This is a genomic window from Streptomyces sp. NPDC045701 (assembly GCF_056432045.1).
Genome location: NZ_JBWKJV010000001.1, coordinates 61,936 through 76,397 on the forward strand (window position 1 = coordinate 61,936; position 14,462 = coordinate 76,397).

Below are 14,462 nucleotides of genomic sequence, written 5' to 3' on the forward strand. Positions count from 1 at the left end.
GAAAGGGGTGCCGGGCCCCGCGTACGCGTGCCATCGTGACCGGGGAATCGGTCTGGACCTCTCCAGGAAGGGAACAGGACGATGCGCGGCACCACCGTCTTACCCGGCACGCCATGCACCGCACCCGCGGAGGGCGTGCTGCCCATGCACCGCCTCGAAGTGCCGATGCCCAACGCGCTGCCCTTCGCGATCGGCACCTTCGACACCATCGGCCCGATGTCACGCGCCGCCTTCCCGCACCGGCACACCTTCTACGAGATCGTCCACGTCACCGCCGGGACGGGCACGCACGTACTGGACCTGGCCCGCTGGGAGCTGCGCCCGCCCCACCTGTGCGTCATCGCGCCGGGCCAGGTCCACCACTGGGAGGACGCGGAGGGGCTCGACGGGACGGTGGTGCTGTTCACCGAGGACTTCCTGCTCGACCACCCCGGCGACCGGGACGTGCTGCGGGGCTTCGCCGAACGCCCGTGGTTCACCCTCGACGGGCACGAACACGACCGGACCGGGCGCCTGATGGCCGACCTCCACGAGGAGTACCGGCGCGGCGCCGACGGGTTCCAGAGCGTCCTGCGCGCCCTGCTGCACATCCTCGTCGTCCGGGCCGCCCGGCTGCCCGACCCCGGGGCCACCGCCGCCGCACCGCCCGGCGCCACCCGGCCCGGTGCGGTCGCGGACGCGTTCGCCCGGCTCCTCGCCCGTACCGATCCGGACCTGTGGTCGGTCCGCGCCTGCGCCGAGCACATCGGTGTGACGGCCGGCTACCTCACCGAGGCCGTCAAGGCGGCCACCGGCCGGACCCCCGGACAACTGGTCCGGGAGGCCCGCACCCACGAGGCCAAGCGCCTGCTGGCGCACACGGAACTGACGGTGCGGCAGGTGGCGGCGCGCGTGGGGATCACCGACCCGGCGTACTTCTGCCGCTTCTTCCGGCGGGAGACGGGGCTGAGCCCCGGCGCGTTCCGGCGGGGTGGCGAGGCGCACGGCGACGGTATTCACCACGACCACCGGATCGAGTCCATCGCCCGCCCGGTACCGGCTGCGTAGGTTCGGTGCCGATCCCCGACCGCCCCCCATGAGGAGCAGGCATGGACGGACACCCCAGCCGAAAGACCGTGCTGCGCGCCGCGCTCGCCGCCGGCGTCACCACGCCCGCCGCGCTGATGGGCGTGCCGGCGCTGGCCCGTACGGTCACCGCGAACGGCACCGCGAACGGCCCGGCGCCCGAGCCCACCCCCACCTGCGACGACGGCGACGACCCGACCCCGCCGCAGATGGAAGGCCCCTACTTCAAGCCGAACTCGCCCCGGCGCACCTCGCTGCTGGAGCCCAACACCGCGGGTGTGCGCCTCACCGTCACCGGTTACGTCTTCGGGCTCGCCTGCCGCCCGCTGAGCGGGGTGCTGCTGGACTTCTGGCAGGCGGACGTCAACGGGGCCTACGACAACGCGGGCTTCCGGTTCCGCGGCCACCAGTTCACCGGCGAGGGAGGGGCGTTCACGCTGACCACCATCGTGCCGGGGCTGTACCCGGGCCGCACCCGGCACCTGCACGTCAAGGTGCAGGCGCCCGGCCGCCCGGTGCTGACGACGCAGCTGTACTTCCCCGGCGAGCCCCGCAACAACACCGACCCGCTGTTCGACCCCCGGCTGCTGATGACGGTGCGGGGCGCGGGCGGCGGCAGGGAGGCGGCGTTCGACTTCGTGCTGGACGTGCCGCAGACACCGGGACCGGGGCCCACCCCGCCGCCCGGCGGGACGACCTGGGCGGCGGGGACCGCGTACCGCCCCGGTGACCGCGTCACGTACGGGGGAGCGGCGTACGTCTGCCTCCAGAGCCACACGGCGCAGCCGGGCTGGGAGCCGCCGCGCGCGCCGGCCCTGTGGCGGGCCGGCTGACCGTCAGGCCCCGGTCCGGGGCCCGGCTGCGGTCGCGGTGACGGGCGCGGCCGTGGCCCCGGACCTGCTCGCTGTCGCGGTCGTGGTCCCGGACCCGGTCCCGGGGCAGCGGACATGGGGGTTCCACTCGGTGAACATGCCCTTGGGATTCCGCTTGTAGAGCCAGACGTGCAGGTCGTAGTGGGCTGGTACGCCCACGTCCACGCCGGCCGTCGGGCCGAGGAACGGCTGCCCGAACATCGTCGGGCGGTCGTCGTCCGTCGTGAGGTCCTGGTCGCGGTCCTCGACGAAGAACTCGATGCCGACCAGCCGCTTCCCCTTCCCCGTCTCCTCGTACATCAGCGCGGCGGGCTTCGCCGGGTCGGTGGAGTTGTTCAGGGCGGTGTTGACGTAGTGGTAGCCCATACCGCCCTCGGGCCGGGCGACGCAGCCGCGCATCGGCTTGTACCCGTCCGCGACGGCGCGTTCCAGCGAGTGGTACTTCGCCGTCGCGCGGTAGGCCCTGAGCAGGTCGGCGCGGACGTCGTCGTCGCCGGCCGGTACCGGCGCGGCGCCCAGGGCGAGGGCGGCCAGGGAGGTGAGGGCGAGCGCGGACATGAGTGGGCGGGGACGCATGCTGCTGCTCCAGTGGTCGGGGGCTATGGCCGGGCTCCCCCCACGGCCCACTCGTCAGCCTGCGCCGCCGGCCGGGAGCGCGCATACCGGGCGGGCCGTTCGGCTGACGCCCGGCAGCGCGCGGCCGGCGCGGGTCAGTGCGCCGGGGTGATGCGGCCGGTGACCTCGCCGAGGCCGACCTTGGTGCCGTCCGGGCCGGGGGCCCAGGCGGTCAGCGTGACCTCGTCGCCGTCCTCCAGGAACGTCCGCTTGCCGGTGGACAGTTCCAGCGGCTCCTGTCCGTTCCAGGTGAGCTCCAGGAGCGAGCCGCGCTGGTGGACCTCCGGGCCGCTGACCGTGCCGGAGCCGAAGAGGTCGCCGGTACGGAGGGAGGCGCCGTTGACCGTCATGTGCGCCAGCTGCTGCGCGGCCGTCCAGTACATGGTCGAGAACGGCGGCTCGGAGACCGTCTCCCCGTTGATGCGCACCGTGATGTGGAGGTCGAAGCCGCCCGGCTCCTCGTCGGAGCCGTCGTCGAGGTACGGCTGGAGCGGGAAGTCACGGGTGGGCGGCGCCACCCGGGCGGCGTCCAGGGCCTCCAGCGGGGTCACCCAGGCGGACACCGAGGTCGCGAAGGACTTGCCCAGGAAGGGGCCGAGGGGGACGTACTCCCACGCCTGGATGTCGCGCGCCGACCAGTCGTTGAGCAGCGTCAGGCCGAAGACGTGGTCGCGGAACGAGGCGAGCGGGACCGGCCGGCCGAGCTCGGACGGCGTGCCGACCAGGAAGCCGACCTCCGCCTCGATGTCGAGCTTCACCGACGGCCCGAAGACGGGCGCCGGGTCGGCGGGCGCCTTGCGCTGCCCGGCGGGGCGGGCGATGTCGGTGCCGGAGACGACGACCGTGCCGGCCCGGCCGTGGTAGCCGATCGGCAGGTGCTTCCAGTTCGGCGTGAGGGCGTCCCCGTCCGGGCGGAAGATCCTGCCGACGTTGGTGGCGTGGTGCTCGGAGGCGTAGAAGTCGACGTAGTCCGCGACCTCGTACGGCAGGTGCAGGGTGACGTCGCCGAGCGGGTGCAGCAGCGGCTCTATGTCCGGGCGGTGCGCCGGAACGGTCACCCAGGCGGTGAGGGCGCGGCGGACGTCGCGCCAGGCGGTACGGCCGGCGGCGAGGAGCGGGTTCAGACTCGGCTGGGCCAACAGCGCCGCGTACGGGGAGCCCAGCGCGTGCGCCGCCGCTCCCGCGTCCAGGACGTGGTCGCCGATGCGGACGCCGAGCCGGCGGCGGCCGGGTTCGTCGGCGGTGGTGAAGACGCCGTACGGAAGGTTGTGCGGGCCGAAGGGATCGCCTTCGGTCAGGTCGAGCGGGCTCTGCTCGGGCATCGGTGCTTGCCTCGCTTTCCACGTGTGTGGGGGACACGTTAGATCAGCCCGGCGCGCGGGCGATGCGCTTCTCCCAGGTGTGGTGGAACACCACCTCGGTACCTTCCGCGCAGATCACCTCGTCGGTGGTGAGGAAGTGGGTGGCGTCGCAGACGATCTCGGAGCGGGTGTCGACGGTGACGTTCCACGACATGTCGGGGCGGTGCAGGCGGATCCTCCACCGCGCGCGGGTGCGGGCGGAGAGGGGCTCCCCCTCGGTGATCACACAGGTCTCCACGGCGTCCTCGGTGATCTCCAGACCGTCCGGGTAGGCGCGCGTGCCGTCCTGGCGGGGGCGGTCCTCCAGGCGCCACTCGCCCCGGGCGACGTCCCGGACGACCAGGCGCGCGGCGGGCCGGGTGTCGGTGTCGTCCAGGACGGCGGGGACGGTGACACCGAGGGGCTCGGCCTGTTCCGGCTCCTCGAAGGCGACCGTGCCGGTGGTGGGCCGGCGGACCGGGAGCAGCAGCGAGCAGGCGGCCGGGTCGAGGGTGAAGCCGGCCGGCCGCGGGCCGGGCCAGATCCAGGGCCAGTACGCGGAGGAGACCGCGAGCCGGACCCGGTGGCCGGGCGGGAAGGCGTGGCCGGTGCCGCTCAGCTCGAAGGCGTACTCCCGCGGGCCGCCGGTCCCGGCACCCAACCGCGCCGCGCCCCGGGTGACGAGGGTGGACGAGCCGTCCGGAGCGACGTCGCAGAGGCGGACCGCGACCTGCCCGGCGGGGGCCTCGGCGTGCAGCGTGAGGGCGACGCGGGGCCGGCCGAGGACCTCGACGGGCGGGCCGTCCGGCGGGACGGGGAAGTCGAAGCAGGCCGAGTGGGCGTCCTCGGCGCGCTGGTCGGGCGGCAGGCCGGCGGCGTCCCCGGCCGGGACGGGGCGCCCGGCGTCCAGGCCGGTGTGCTGCGGGGAGCGGACGAGGACGGGCGGGCCCTGGAGGGCGTACGTGACCGGGGTGACGTCCGGGGACGGCCAGGCGCAGTCGCCGACCCAGCGGCCGGCGGGCCCCGGCCCCGGCCGGGCGCCGGGCGACGGCAGGGCGTTCGCCGGCGGGCGCGGCGCGTCGATCCAGGAGCGGAGGAGCGGCTCGGACATGACCCCGGTGGGCTCGCCCTTCAGGTGGTGGTCCCACCAGCGCAGCGTCTCCTGGAGGAAGCCGATCGCGGGACCGGGCGACTGCTCCCGGTCCGGGTACTGGTGTGCCCAGGGCCCGATGATGCCCCGGACCCGGTCGCCCGGCAGGTGCTCGACCAGCCGCAGGACGGTGTCGCGGTACGGGTCGTGCCACCCGCCCACCGCGAGGACGGCCGCCCGGACGGCGCCGTACACGCCGTGGTCGCTGCCCTGGAGGCCGGACGCGCCGTCGTTCCCGGTGTGGTCGTCGCGGGCCGGGTCCGCGAGCCAGGCGTGCACCGGCGGTTGCAGCGCTTCGAGGCGGGCCGGCCACATCGCGCGCCAGGCGTCCCCGGCGTACAAGGGGTCGGGCGGGCACGCGGCGAGCGCGAGCAGGGCGGCCGACCGGGCGAGCAGGGCGGCCGACGGGGCGGGCGGACCGGCCGCGGGGGTGGGGCCGCCCGGGCGGTCCGGGGCCGGGCGGTCCTCCGGGTCGTCCGGGCGGTCCGGGCGGTCCGGGCGGTCCGGGCCTCCCCGGTCGGGGGTTCCGGCGTCGTACCGCCCGTCGGGGCAGGCGACGGCGACGACCGCCCGGAGCGGCTCGGGAGCGAGGGCGGCGGTCCGCAGCGCGGCGGTGCCGCCCCGGCCGATGCCGAACATGCCGACGTGGCCGGTGCACCACGGCCGGGCGGCGAGCCAGTCGATCACCTCGGCGCAGTCGGAGGGCTCCGCCCCGGAGCGCAGGTCGCCGGGCAGCCCGCCGCTGTTGCCGTGTCCGCGCGCGTCCACCCGCACAGCCGCGTAGCCGTGGCCCGCATACCAGGGGTGGCGCTGCCTGTCGCGGGGCGCGGCCCAGTCGGTCAGCCGGTGCGGGTCGTACTCGAGGAGGGCCGGGACGGGCTCGTCGGTGAGGGGGCGCCACACACGGGCGTAGAGATTCGTGCCGTCCGCGAGGGGGACGCGGACGTCCTCGTGGACCGTTTCGTACGGGAAGGAGGTGCGGATCTTCATGGGGCCTCGGGACCCGTCTCGTCGATGTTCCCTGGTTTCGTCGGCAGCCTGGGGCAAAGGGAGCGCTCACGGTCATATGAGCTGTTCTTGAACATACCGGGGGAGGGTGGAAGGCGCCCACGGTGATCGAAAGGGGACCGGATACGCTGACTTGAGTGAATCCAGCGACACATCGACAATCCGTGTGATCGTCACCAGACAGGAGACCCCCTCGTGACCGCAGTCGGGCCGTTCGGGCTGAGCGTGCGGGACCAGGCTCTTGAGGCCGATGTCCAGACCGGATTGGCGGCCGTCGAGGCAGGGCTCCTCGATGCCACCAAGAGTGACGTGCCGTTCATCACCGAGGCCGCACAGCACCTGGTACGGGCCGGGGGGAAGCGCTTTCGTCCGCTGCTGGTGATGCTCGCCGCCCAGTTCGGCGACCCGCACGCCCCGGGCGTCGTGCCCTCCGCCGTCGTCGTCGAACTCACGCACCTCGCGACCCTCTACCACGACGACGTCATGGACGAGGCCGACGTACGCCGCGGGGTGGAGAGCGCCAACGCCCGGTGGGGCAACTCGGTGGCCGTCCTCACGGGTGACTTCCTCTTCGCGCGCGCCTCGCACATCCTGGCGGACCTCGGCCCCGAAGCGGTGCGCATCCAGGCCGGCGCCTTCGAGCGCCTCGTCACCGGACAGATCCTGGAGACGGCCGGCCCGCGCGACGGTCGCGACCCGGTCGAGCACTACCTGGACGTCATCGCCGGCAAGACCGGCTCGCTGATCGCCGTCTCGGGGCGCTTCGGCGCGATGATGTCGGGCGCCGACGAGCGGGTCGTGGACATCCTCACGCAGTACGGCGAGCGGCTCGGCGTCGCCTTCCAGCTCGCCGACGACGTCCTGGACATCGCCTCCGACTCCCACGAGTCGGGCAAGACGCCCGGCACCGACCTGCGGGAGGGCATCCCCACCCTGCCGGTGCTGCACCTGCGGGCGAGGGCGGCCTCGGGCGGCCGGGCGGAGGACCTGGAGCTGGTCGCGCTGCTGGACGGCGACCTGACGGACGACGCCCGGCACGCGGAGGCCCTGCGGCGGCTGCGCGCCCACCCGGCGCTGGAGCAGGCGCGGCGGGACACCGTCCGGTACGCCCAGGAGGCGCGGGCGACGCTGGGCCCCCTGCCGGACTGCTACGCGAAGGCCGCGCTGGAGGAGCTGTGCGACCTGGTGGTGCACCGCGCGGGGTAGGGCTCGGGGTCGTTGTCATCCCTGAGCAGTACGGAAGTCGAGCCCCCGGTCTGACGCCCCCGGGGGTGTCGCCTTGGTCAGATGGATACCGATGGATCGCTGACCACGGAGGTAGGCACACATGGCACCGAACGACAGCGCCGGACGCCGGTGGACGGCACGGTACGCGGTTCCGGTCGCGGTGGCGGGGGTGGCGGCGGCGACGATCGGGCTCGTCCCGGCGCTCGCGGCATCCGGGGACCCCGAACTGCCGGAGATCACGGCACAGCAACTGATGGAGAAGATCGCCGCGTCGGACGTGCAGCAGCTGTCCGGCACGGTGAAGGTGACGACCGACCTCGGCCTCCCGTCGCTGGCCGGCCTCGGGGGTGACCTCGGGGGCGCGGCGGACGGCGGCGCGGGCGGCGACGCGGGCATCGGCAAGCTGATGGAGCTCGCCTCCGGCACGCACACCCTGCGTGTGGCGGCGGACGGACCGGACAAGCAGCGGCTGACCGTCGTGGACGACGCCTCCGCCGAGTACAGCCTGGTGCGCGACGGCGAGGACGTCTGGGCGTACGACGGGGCGTCCAACGAGGCGGTGCACTCGAAGGAGGCGGCTCCCTCCGGGGACGGCGCCGGCGCCGCGCCCGGCCTCCCGAGCGGCCCGGCGACGCCCAAGGCCCTCGTGGACGAGGCGCTCAAGGCCGTCGACGCCACGACGTCGGTGACGGTGGACGGCACGGCGCGGATCGCCGGGCGCGACGCGTACCAGCTGGTGATCAAGCCGAAGCAGAGCGGTTCGACGATCGGTTCGATCAAGGTGGCGGTGGACGCGGGCAACGGCGTGCCGCTGAAGTTCACGCTCACCCCGAGCGGCGGCGGCAAGGCCGCGATCGACGCGGGGTTCACGAAGGTGGACTTCGCCAAGCCGGACGCGTCGACGTTCGACTTCACCCCGCCCAAGGGCGCCAAGGTGATCGAGGAGCCGGCCGGCGGAGCGGAGCACGCCGTCCCGGAGAAGACCGGGAAGGGCGCCCCCGAGGACTTCGCGGGCACGGAGGACCTGAACGTCATCGGCGAGGGCTGGACCTCCATCGCCCGGCTCGCCGGCCCGTCCGGCGGTGTCCCGTCCGACCTGCCGGAGGACGCCCCGGCGGAGGCACAGCAGTTCCTGGACGCGCTCGGTGACAAGGTGACCGGGAAGTTCGGCTCCGGCACGGTGTTCAAGACCCGTCTGGTCAACGCCCTGATGACCGATGACGGCAGGGTCTACGTGGGCGCCGTCACCCCCGAGGCGCTGGTCGACGCGGCGAACGGCGACAAGTAGCCGGCAGGCGCCGGCCGTTGGGGGGCGCCCCGCCCGGAGAGGCCGTGTTCGCTCTCCGGGCGGGGCGCCTGCTTGCGCGGTGCGGACGCCGGGGCGTCGGGGTGCCGGGGCCGCCGGACCGGGCCCGGGGAGGGGCTCAGAACGTGAGGCGGAACGCGTTGATGTAGCCCGTGTCCTGGGCCGCCACGTCCTGAACACGCAGCTTCCACGCGCCGTTCGCCGCCTCGCTCGACGCGTCGACCGTGTACGTGGTCTGGACGTTGTCCGCCGAGTCGTTGCTGCTGGAGTTCTTCAGGCGGTACGCCGTGCCGTCGGGCGCGACGAGGTCCACGACCACGTCGCCGCGCCAGGTGTGGACGATGTCGACGCCCACCTTCAGCGCGGCCGGCGCGTTGCCGGTGCGGCCGGCGACGGTGACCGTGGACGTCACGGCCGTGCCGTTGTCCGGGATGGCCACGTCGGTGGTGTTCTCGTAGGTGTCACCGGTCGGGGGTTCGGTCGTACCGGCCGACAGCGTCCAGATGGCGTGTGCGACCGCGTCGCTGTTCCGGTCGAGAGCCGTGTCGTTGATGTTGGACGTGCTGTCGCAGGACGAGTGGTAGCAGCGGTCGAAGGCCTGGCCGGCCGTACCGCCCCACTTCTGCGCCTGGGCACTGGTCTTCGTACGGCTGGCGCCGGTGAACAGACCGCCGACCGGGATGCCGACGTTCTTGAACGAGGCGTGGTCGGAGCGGCCGTCGCCCTCCGTCTCGATCTCGGTGGGGATGCCGAGGCCCGCGAAGTAGTCCTTGAAGGTCTTCTCGATGACCGGGTCGTCGTCGTAGACGAAGTAGCCCGGGTTCGGCGAACCGATCATGTCGAAGTTGAGGTACCCGGAGACCTTGGCGCGTTCGGTGGCGGGCAGGCTGCTCACGTAGTGCTTCGAGCCGACCAGGCCGAGCTCCTCCGCGCCCCACCAGCCGAAGCGCAGGTGCTTGGTGGGCTTGAGCTGGGCGCGGGAGACGGCGAGCGCGGTCTCCAGCACGGCGGCCGAGCCGGAGCCGTTGTCGTTGATGCCGGCGCCGGAGGAGACGGAGTCGAGATGGGCGCCCGCCATGATCACCTTGTTGGTGTCGCCACCGGGCCAGTCGGCGATCAGGTTGTAGCCGGTGGTGCCGTTGTATGTGAACTGCTGGACGGTGGTGGTGTATCCGGCCGCGTCCAGCTTCGCCTTCACGTAGTCGATCGACGCCTTGTAGCCGGGGCGCCCGTGGGCGCGGTTGCCGCCGTTGGCGCCGGCTATGGACTGGAACTGGGTGAGGTGCCCCTTGACGTTGGCGAGGGGGATGTCCGGCGCGGCGAGTGCGGCGGCGGTGGCCTCTGCGGTGGTGGCCGTCGTGGTGGCGGTGCCTGTCGGGGCGGCGGTGGCTGCCGGGGCGGCGGTGGCCAGGAGGCCGGCCAGGGCGAGCGCGGCGATCGCGGCGGTGCGTCTGGGTATGCGGTGGTGGGCGGAGAGATTCATGTGGGGGCTCCGGGATTCCGTACGGGGATGGGACGGAACGTGCGAGACGCCCCGCGGCCGGGGAGGCGCGGGGCGTTGGAGCTGGTCGAGCCGGTGGAGCGGGTGCAGCTACTGCTGCGACGTGCGTGCTGAATGTTCAGCGAGAGTTTGACTCAACGTCAAGGGCGGAAACCGGTCACGAGTGTTCGGATATCGGAAGGCTCTCGACGTGAAGTGGTCGCGGAAGGAACACGACCACCTCGCCTTCCGGCCATGACCGCCCGCCCGGGACGCTGTGGCGGGCACGAGGCGCGGACGCGCCGGCGTGAGCTCGGACCCGGGCGGAACCGCCGGTATCCGGGAGCGCCCCTCCGCGGGGGAACATCGATGTGACCCGCCGCTACTGCACGCAGAACTCGTTCCCCTCCGGGTCCCTCAGGACGGTCCATTCGCCGCCCGGCTCCTTGACGTGACGCAGCACGGACGCGCCCCGCGCCTCCAGGCGTGCCACCTCCGCGTCGCGTCCTCCCGGCGGGGCGTGCAGGTCGAGGTGGAGGCGGTTCTTCCCGGTCTTCGGTTCCGGTACGCGCTGGAAGAGCAGCCGCCTGCCGAGCCCGATGCCCGTGTCCTCCTGGTACGGATCGTCCGGATGCCGGACGGCGACCAGATTCCGCCACGCGCGACGGCCGTGCGCCTCGACGGTGTCCGCCTCCGTCACGTACCCGAGGCCGAGCAGCCGGTCGATCTGGGCGCTGTTGTCCTCGACCAGGTAACCCAGGGCGTCTGCCCAGAAGTCGGCCTGGGCGTGCGGGTCGGCCGCGTCGATCACGAGCTTCCAGTGGAGCGTTGTCATGTAACCACTTATATTGGTTAGGTGAGTGAGCCTGCAACGGGAATGACCCTGTGTCCGCCGGATGGCGGCTCCTTCCGCTTCGACCCGGGCGCCCTGTGCCTGGAGTTGCTGCTCACCGGGGGGCCCGGCCCGCTCGCCCGATTCGAGGTGCTCGACACTCCCGCGGGGCTCCTGGACTGGGTGGCGGCCAGCCGCCTGGAGCCGCCGGGCCTGCGGCTGCCGCCCGTGGGCGAGGGCGACCTCGCCGCGGTGCGGGAGGTGCGCGACGCCCTGCACCGGCTCACCGCCGCCCGGGCGCACGGCCGCCCCCTCGGGGCCGCCGACGTGTCCGTGGTGAACGCCGCGGCGGCCGTACCGCCGCTGGTCGTGCGGATGACGGCGGCGGGGGAGCGGGAGTGGGCGCCCGGCGCGAGCGTCGCCGCGCTGCTGTCGACGGTCGCCCGCGACGCGGTCGAGCTGTTCACGGGCCCGTACGCGGCGGCGGGCCGGATCCGCGAGTGCGGCGGCCACAACTGCTACCTGCTCTTCGTCGACACCTCCCGCCCCGGCCGCCGCCGCTGGTGCGCGATGGAACGGTGCGGCAACCGGCACAAGGTGCGCGCCCATCGCGCGCGTACACAGAGCGAGGGAGAAGAAGGATGCCCACAGGGCTGACCCGCGACGCGGGGTGGGAGATCGGCGTCTCGAAGACGCTGCCGCTGCCGGCCGGTGCCGTCTGGGACTTCATCGCGGGCCCGGAGGGCGTCGCCCTGTGGCTCGGCGGCGTCCCGGGCGGTCTGCCCACCGAGCGGGGCGCGGCGTACGAAACGGCGGACGGCGTCACCGGCGAGGTGCGCGGCTACCGGCCGGGCGACCGCGTACGCCTCACCCACGGCGGCACGACGCTCCAGGTCACCGTCTCCGCGGCCGGCCCCGGCAAGGCGGTCCTCCGCTTCCACCAGGAGCGCCTCGCGAGCGCGGACGAGCGGGAGCGGCGCCGTACGCACTGGCAGGGCGTCATGCGCCGGGTCGTGGAGGAGCTGGGAGCCGGGGCCGGCTAGACCTTCGGGGCGTCCACCGGCCGGGCGGTCCCGGGCCCGTCCGCCGGGCCGGCCGCCGCCCCCCTGCCGGCCGCAGCGGCGGCCGTGGCCGTCGCTGCAGTCGCCGCGCCCGCCGCCGCCGACAGCCGCAGGGCCGCCGCCTCCGCCCTCGTACGGTGGGACGTCCGCAGCGCGTCCCAGGTCAGGACCGTCAGGGCCAGCCAGACGAGCGAGAAGCCCGCCCACCGCTCCGGCGGCATCGCCTCGTGGAAGTAGACGACGCCCAGCAGGAACTGGAACACCGGCGCCAGGTACTGCAACAGGCCCAGGGTCGACAGCGGCACCCGGATCGCCGCCGCGCCGAAGCAGACCAGCGGCACCGCGGTGACCACACCGGTCGCGGCGAGCAGCGCCGCGTGGCCCGTCCCCTCGCTGCCGAAGTGTGCCGAGCCCCGTGCGCCCAGCCACAGCAGGTACGCCAGCGCCGGCAGGAACTGGACGGCGGTCTCCGCCGCCAGCGACTCCAGGCCCCCGATGTTGACCTTCTTCTTCACCAGGCCGTAGATGGCGAAGGAGAAGGCGAGGATCAGCGAGATCCACGGCGGGCGGCCGTACCCCACCGCGAGGACCACCACCGCCGCGAAGCCGGTGCCGACCGCCGCCCATTGCGCCGGCCGCAGCCGCTCCTTCAGCAGCAGGACGCCCATGGCGATGGTGACCAGCGGGTTGATGAAGTAGCCGAGGGAGGCCTCCACCACCTGGCCGGCGTTCACGGCCCAGATATACAGGCCCCAGTTCACGGTGATCACGGTCGCGGCGAGCGCGATCAGACCGAGCTTGCGGGGCTGCCCCAGCAACTCGCGTATCCAGCCCCAGCGGCGCAGCGCGAGGAGCGCGACGCCCACGACGACCAGGGACCAGACCATGCGGTGGGCCAGGATCTCGATGGCCCCGGCCGGCTTCAGCAGCGGCCAGAAGAGCGGCACGAGGCCCCACATGCCGTAGGCGCTCACGCCGTAGAGGAATCCCGCCCGCTGCTCGCCGCCGCTCTTCGCCGCCACCGGCCGCCGCCCTTCCGCGCCCCTGTCCCGCACATGCCCTGAACATGCCCTGCGGACGAAGGTAACGCCGCGCGGTGCGGCCTGTCATGTCCGTACCGCGATACGGTCATGACGCCTGTGTCACAACCGTTCCAGCGCCTGTGCCACCGTGTCGGCGAGCGGGGTCGTCGGGCGGCCGGTCAGGCGGGACAGGCCGCCGTCGGTACGGGCCAGCCGGCCGCGCTCGATCGCCTTGTCGACGTCGACGAGGATCGCCGCGAACGGCTCGGGCACCCCGGCGCCGGTGAGGATCGCCAGGTGCGCCTCGGCCGGCACGTTCTGGTACGCGACGGTCTTGCCGGACCGGCGCGCGACCTCCGCCGCGTACTCGGCCAGCGACCAGGCGGTGTCGCCGCTCAGCTCGTACACCTTGCCCAGGTGCCCCTCCTGGGTCAGCACGGCGGCGGCCGCCGCCGCGTAATCGGCACGGGTGGCGGAGGCGATGCGCCCCTCGCCGGCGTTGGCGACGACGGCGCCGTGCTCCAGGACCGCGGCGAGCCGGTCGGTGTAGTTCTCGGTGTACCAGCCGTTGCGCAGCAGGGTGTACGGCAGACCCGAGTCCAGGATCAGCCGCTCGGTCACCCGGTGCTCGGCGGCCAGGTCGAAGTCGGCCTCCGGCCCGCCGAGGATGCCGGTGTACGCCAGCTGCGCCACGCCCGCCGCCTTGGCCGCGCTGATCACCGCTGCGTGCTGCGGCACGCGCCGCCCCACCTCGCTGCCGGAGACCAGCAGGACGCGGTCGCCCGCCACGAAGGCGTCGACCAGCGTCTCGGGGCGGTCGTAGTCGGCGACGCGCAGCTCGACGCCACGCTCCGCCAGGTCGGCGGCCTTCGCCTTGTCGCGCACGACGGCGGCGACGCCGGCCGGCTCGATGCCGCCGGCCGTCAGGGCGTCGATGACGAGGCGGCCGAGGCGACCGGTGGCTCCGGTGACGACGATGCTCATGAGGTTGGTGCTCCGTTCGGTCGGGCGATCGGAGCACCAACCTACGGAACCAGCTAACTATGAGAAAGTACCCACTTTGAAGTAAGGTACTGGCATGAGCGTAAGTACATCGGCGGCCCAGCCGCTCCCGCCGAACGTCATGGACGCCATGTGTCCCTCCCGTCTCGTGCTGGAGCACGTCACCAGCCGCTGGGGCGTCCTGGTGCTCGCCGCCCTGCTGGAGCGCCCGTACCGGTTCAGCGAACTGCGCCGCTTCATCGGGGGCGTCAGCGAGAAGATGCTCGCCCAGACGCTCCAGACCCTGGAGCGCGACGGGTTCGTCCACCGCGACGCCCAGCCCGTCATCCCGCCCCGCGTCGACTACTCGCTCACTCCGCTGGGCCGGGAGGCCGCCGAACAGGTGTGGGCCCTCGCGCGGTGGACCGAGCGGCACGTCGACGACGTCCGGCGGGCACAGGACGCGTACGACGAGGCCCGGGCCTCCTGACAAAGGCCCGGGC

The 14,462-nt window shown here is 73.6% G+C and carries 14 protein-coding genes; 7 read left to right on the forward strand and 7 right to left on the reverse strand.

Annotated elements, in window-relative coordinates; all coding sequences use genetic code 11:
- The first annotated feature begins 81 nt into the window (after positions 1 to 81).
- Together AC07DW_RS00315 and AC07DW_RS00320 are read left to right on the forward strand one after the other, a co-directional pair.
- Positions 82 to 1,047 carry a helix-turn-helix transcriptional regulator gene (locus AC07DW_RS00315; RefSeq protein WP_478855389.1) on the forward strand — a complete coding sequence of 322 codons (966 nt, stop codon included), beginning with the start codon at positions 82 to 84 and terminating at the stop codon, positions 1,045 to 1,047.
- A 41-nt stretch (positions 1,048 to 1,088) separates the two neighbouring features.
- On the forward strand, positions 1,089 to 1,898 hold the full coding sequence (locus AC07DW_RS00320; protein ID WP_478855390.1) for a dioxygenase family protein: 810 nt from the start codon (positions 1,089 to 1,091) through the stop codon (positions 1,896 to 1,898).
- A 3-nt stretch (positions 1,899 to 1,901) separates the two neighbouring features.
- On the opposite strand, the gene AC07DW_RS00325 is transcribed toward AC07DW_RS00320, so the two are convergent.
- The 3 genes from AC07DW_RS00325 to AC07DW_RS00335 all read right to left on the reverse strand — a co-directional run bounded on the left by AC07DW_RS00325 (position 1,902) and on the right by AC07DW_RS00335 (position 6,032).
- Entirely contained in the window at positions 1,902 to 2,513 is a 612-nt protein-coding gene (locus tag AC07DW_RS00325; protein ID WP_478855391.1) for a hypothetical protein, read from the reverse strand.
- Between the two features lie 134 nt (positions 2,514 to 2,647).
- A complete protein-coding gene (fahA, locus tag AC07DW_RS00330) occupies positions 2,648 to 3,874 on the reverse strand; it encodes a fumarylacetoacetase (RefSeq protein WP_478855392.1) in 1,227 nt (408 codons plus the stop codon).
- Positions 3,875 to 3,917: 43 nt separating this feature from the next.
- The gene (locus tag AC07DW_RS00335; protein ID WP_478855393.1) at positions 3,918 to 6,032 is read right to left on the reverse strand and encodes a CocE/NonD family hydrolase; all 2,115 of its coding nucleotides are present in this window, start codon (positions 6,030 to 6,032) and stop codon (positions 3,918 to 3,920) included.
- Positions 6,033 to 6,245: 213 nt separating this feature from the next.
- Between AC07DW_RS00335 and AC07DW_RS00340 the strand changes: the two genes are divergently transcribed.
- Together AC07DW_RS00340 and AC07DW_RS00345 are read left to right on the forward strand one after the other, a co-directional pair.
- On the forward strand, positions 6,246 to 7,256 hold the full coding sequence (locus AC07DW_RS00340; protein ID WP_478855394.1) for a polyprenyl synthetase family protein: 1,011 nt from the start codon (positions 6,246 to 6,248) through the stop codon (positions 7,254 to 7,256).
- 121 nt (positions 7,257 to 7,377) lie between these two features.
- The gene (locus tag AC07DW_RS00345; protein WP_478855395.1) at positions 7,378 to 8,565 is read left to right on the forward strand and encodes a LolA family protein; all 1,188 of its coding nucleotides are present in this window, start codon (positions 7,378 to 7,380) and stop codon (positions 8,563 to 8,565) included.
- A 136-nt stretch (positions 8,566 to 8,701) separates the two neighbouring features.
- Here AC07DW_RS00345 and AC07DW_RS00350 read toward each other — a convergent pair whose 3' ends face one another.
- Positions 8,702 to 10,066 (reverse strand): M28 family metallopeptidase, encoded by a 1,365-nt coding sequence (locus AC07DW_RS00350; protein WP_478855396.1) that lies wholly within the window; start codon positions 10,064 to 10,066, stop codon positions 8,702 to 8,704.
- Between the two features lie 379 nt (positions 10,067 to 10,445).
- Complete coding sequence (locus AC07DW_RS00355) at positions 10,446 to 10,898, reverse strand: VOC family protein (protein ID WP_478855397.1); 453 nt, start codon at positions 10,896 to 10,898, stop codon at positions 10,446 to 10,448.
- A gap of 42 nt (positions 10,899 to 10,940) precedes the next feature.
- On the opposite strand from AC07DW_RS00355, the gene AC07DW_RS00360 reads away from it, so the two are divergent.
- Entirely contained in the window at positions 10,941 to 11,552 is a 612-nt protein-coding gene (locus AC07DW_RS00360) for a CGNR zinc finger domain-containing protein (RefSeq protein ID WP_478855701.1), read from the forward strand.
- Positions 11,537 to 11,938 (forward strand): SRPBCC family protein, encoded by a 402-nt coding sequence (locus tag AC07DW_RS00365; RefSeq protein ID WP_478855398.1) that lies wholly within the window; start codon positions 11,537 to 11,539, stop codon positions 11,936 to 11,938. The genes AC07DW_RS00360 and AC07DW_RS00365 overlap by 16 nt, the downstream gene beginning before the upstream one ends.
- On the opposite strand, the gene rarD is transcribed toward AC07DW_RS00365, so the two are convergent.
- Both rarD and AC07DW_RS00375 read right to left on the reverse strand, forming a co-directional pair.
- Positions 11,935 to 12,915, reverse strand: a complete 981-nt coding sequence (gene rarD / locus AC07DW_RS00370; protein WP_478855702.1) for an EamA family transporter RarD — start codon at positions 12,913 to 12,915, stop codon at positions 11,935 to 11,937. The two genes, AC07DW_RS00365 and rarD, sit on opposite strands and share 4 nt — an antisense overlap.
- Positions 12,916 to 13,098: 183 nt before the next feature.
- On the reverse strand, positions 13,099 to 13,962 hold the full coding sequence (locus AC07DW_RS00375; protein ID WP_478855399.1) for an SDR family oxidoreductase: 864 nt from the start codon (positions 13,960 to 13,962) through the stop codon (positions 13,099 to 13,101).
- Positions 13,963 to 14,056: 94 nt separating this feature from the next.
- On the opposite strand from AC07DW_RS00375, the gene AC07DW_RS00380 reads away from it, so the two are divergent.
- On the forward strand, positions 14,057 to 14,449 hold the full coding sequence (locus AC07DW_RS00380) for a winged helix-turn-helix transcriptional regulator (RefSeq protein ID WP_478855400.1): 393 nt from the start codon (positions 14,057 to 14,059) through the stop codon (positions 14,447 to 14,449).
- The last annotated feature ends 13 nt before the right edge of the window (positions 14,450 to 14,462 follow it).

Coding starts and splice junctions, on each gene's coding strand:
- AC07DW_RS00360 (WP_478855701.1), top strand. CDS start 10,941: ATGACCCTGTGTCCGCCGGATGGCGGCTCCTTCCGCTTCGACCCGGGC.
- rarD (WP_478855702.1), bottom strand. CDS start 12,915: ATGTGGGGCCTCGTGCCGCTCTTCTGGCCGCTGCTGAAGCCGGCCGGG.
- AC07DW_RS00375 (WP_478855399.1), bottom strand. CDS start 13,962: ATGAGCATCGTCGTCACCGGAGCCACCGGTCGCCTCGGCCGCCTCGTC.
- AC07DW_RS00325 (WP_478855391.1), bottom strand. CDS start 2,513: ATGCGTCCCCGCCCACTCATGTCCGCGCTCGCCCTCACCTCCCTGGCC.
- AC07DW_RS00355 (WP_478855397.1), bottom strand. CDS start 10,898: ATGACAACGCTCCACTGGAAGCTCGTGATCGACGCGGCCGACCCGCAC.
- AC07DW_RS00350 (WP_478855396.1), bottom strand. CDS start 10,066: ATGAATCTCTCCGCCCACCACCGCATACCCAGACGCACCGCCGCGATC.
- fahA (WP_478855392.1), bottom strand. CDS start 3,874: ATGCCCGAGCAGAGCCCGCTCGACCTGACCGAAGGCGATCCCTTCGGC.
- AC07DW_RS00365 (WP_478855398.1), top strand. CDS start 11,537: ATGCCCACAGGGCTGACCCGCGACGCGGGGTGGGAGATCGGCGTCTCG.
- AC07DW_RS00345 (WP_478855395.1), top strand. CDS start 7,378: ATGGCACCGAACGACAGCGCCGGACGCCGGTGGACGGCACGGTACGCG.
- AC07DW_RS00335 (WP_478855393.1), bottom strand. CDS start 6,032: ATGAAGATCCGCACCTCCTTCCCGTACGAAACGGTCCACGAGGACGTC.
- AC07DW_RS00380 (WP_478855400.1), top strand. CDS start 14,057: ATGAGCGTAAGTACATCGGCGGCCCAGCCGCTCCCGCCGAACGTCATG.
- AC07DW_RS00320 (WP_478855390.1), top strand. CDS start 1,089: ATGGACGGACACCCCAGCCGAAAGACCGTGCTGCGCGCCGCGCTCGCC.
- AC07DW_RS00315 (WP_478855389.1), top strand. CDS start 82: ATGCGCGGCACCACCGTCTTACCCGGCACGCCATGCACCGCACCCGCG.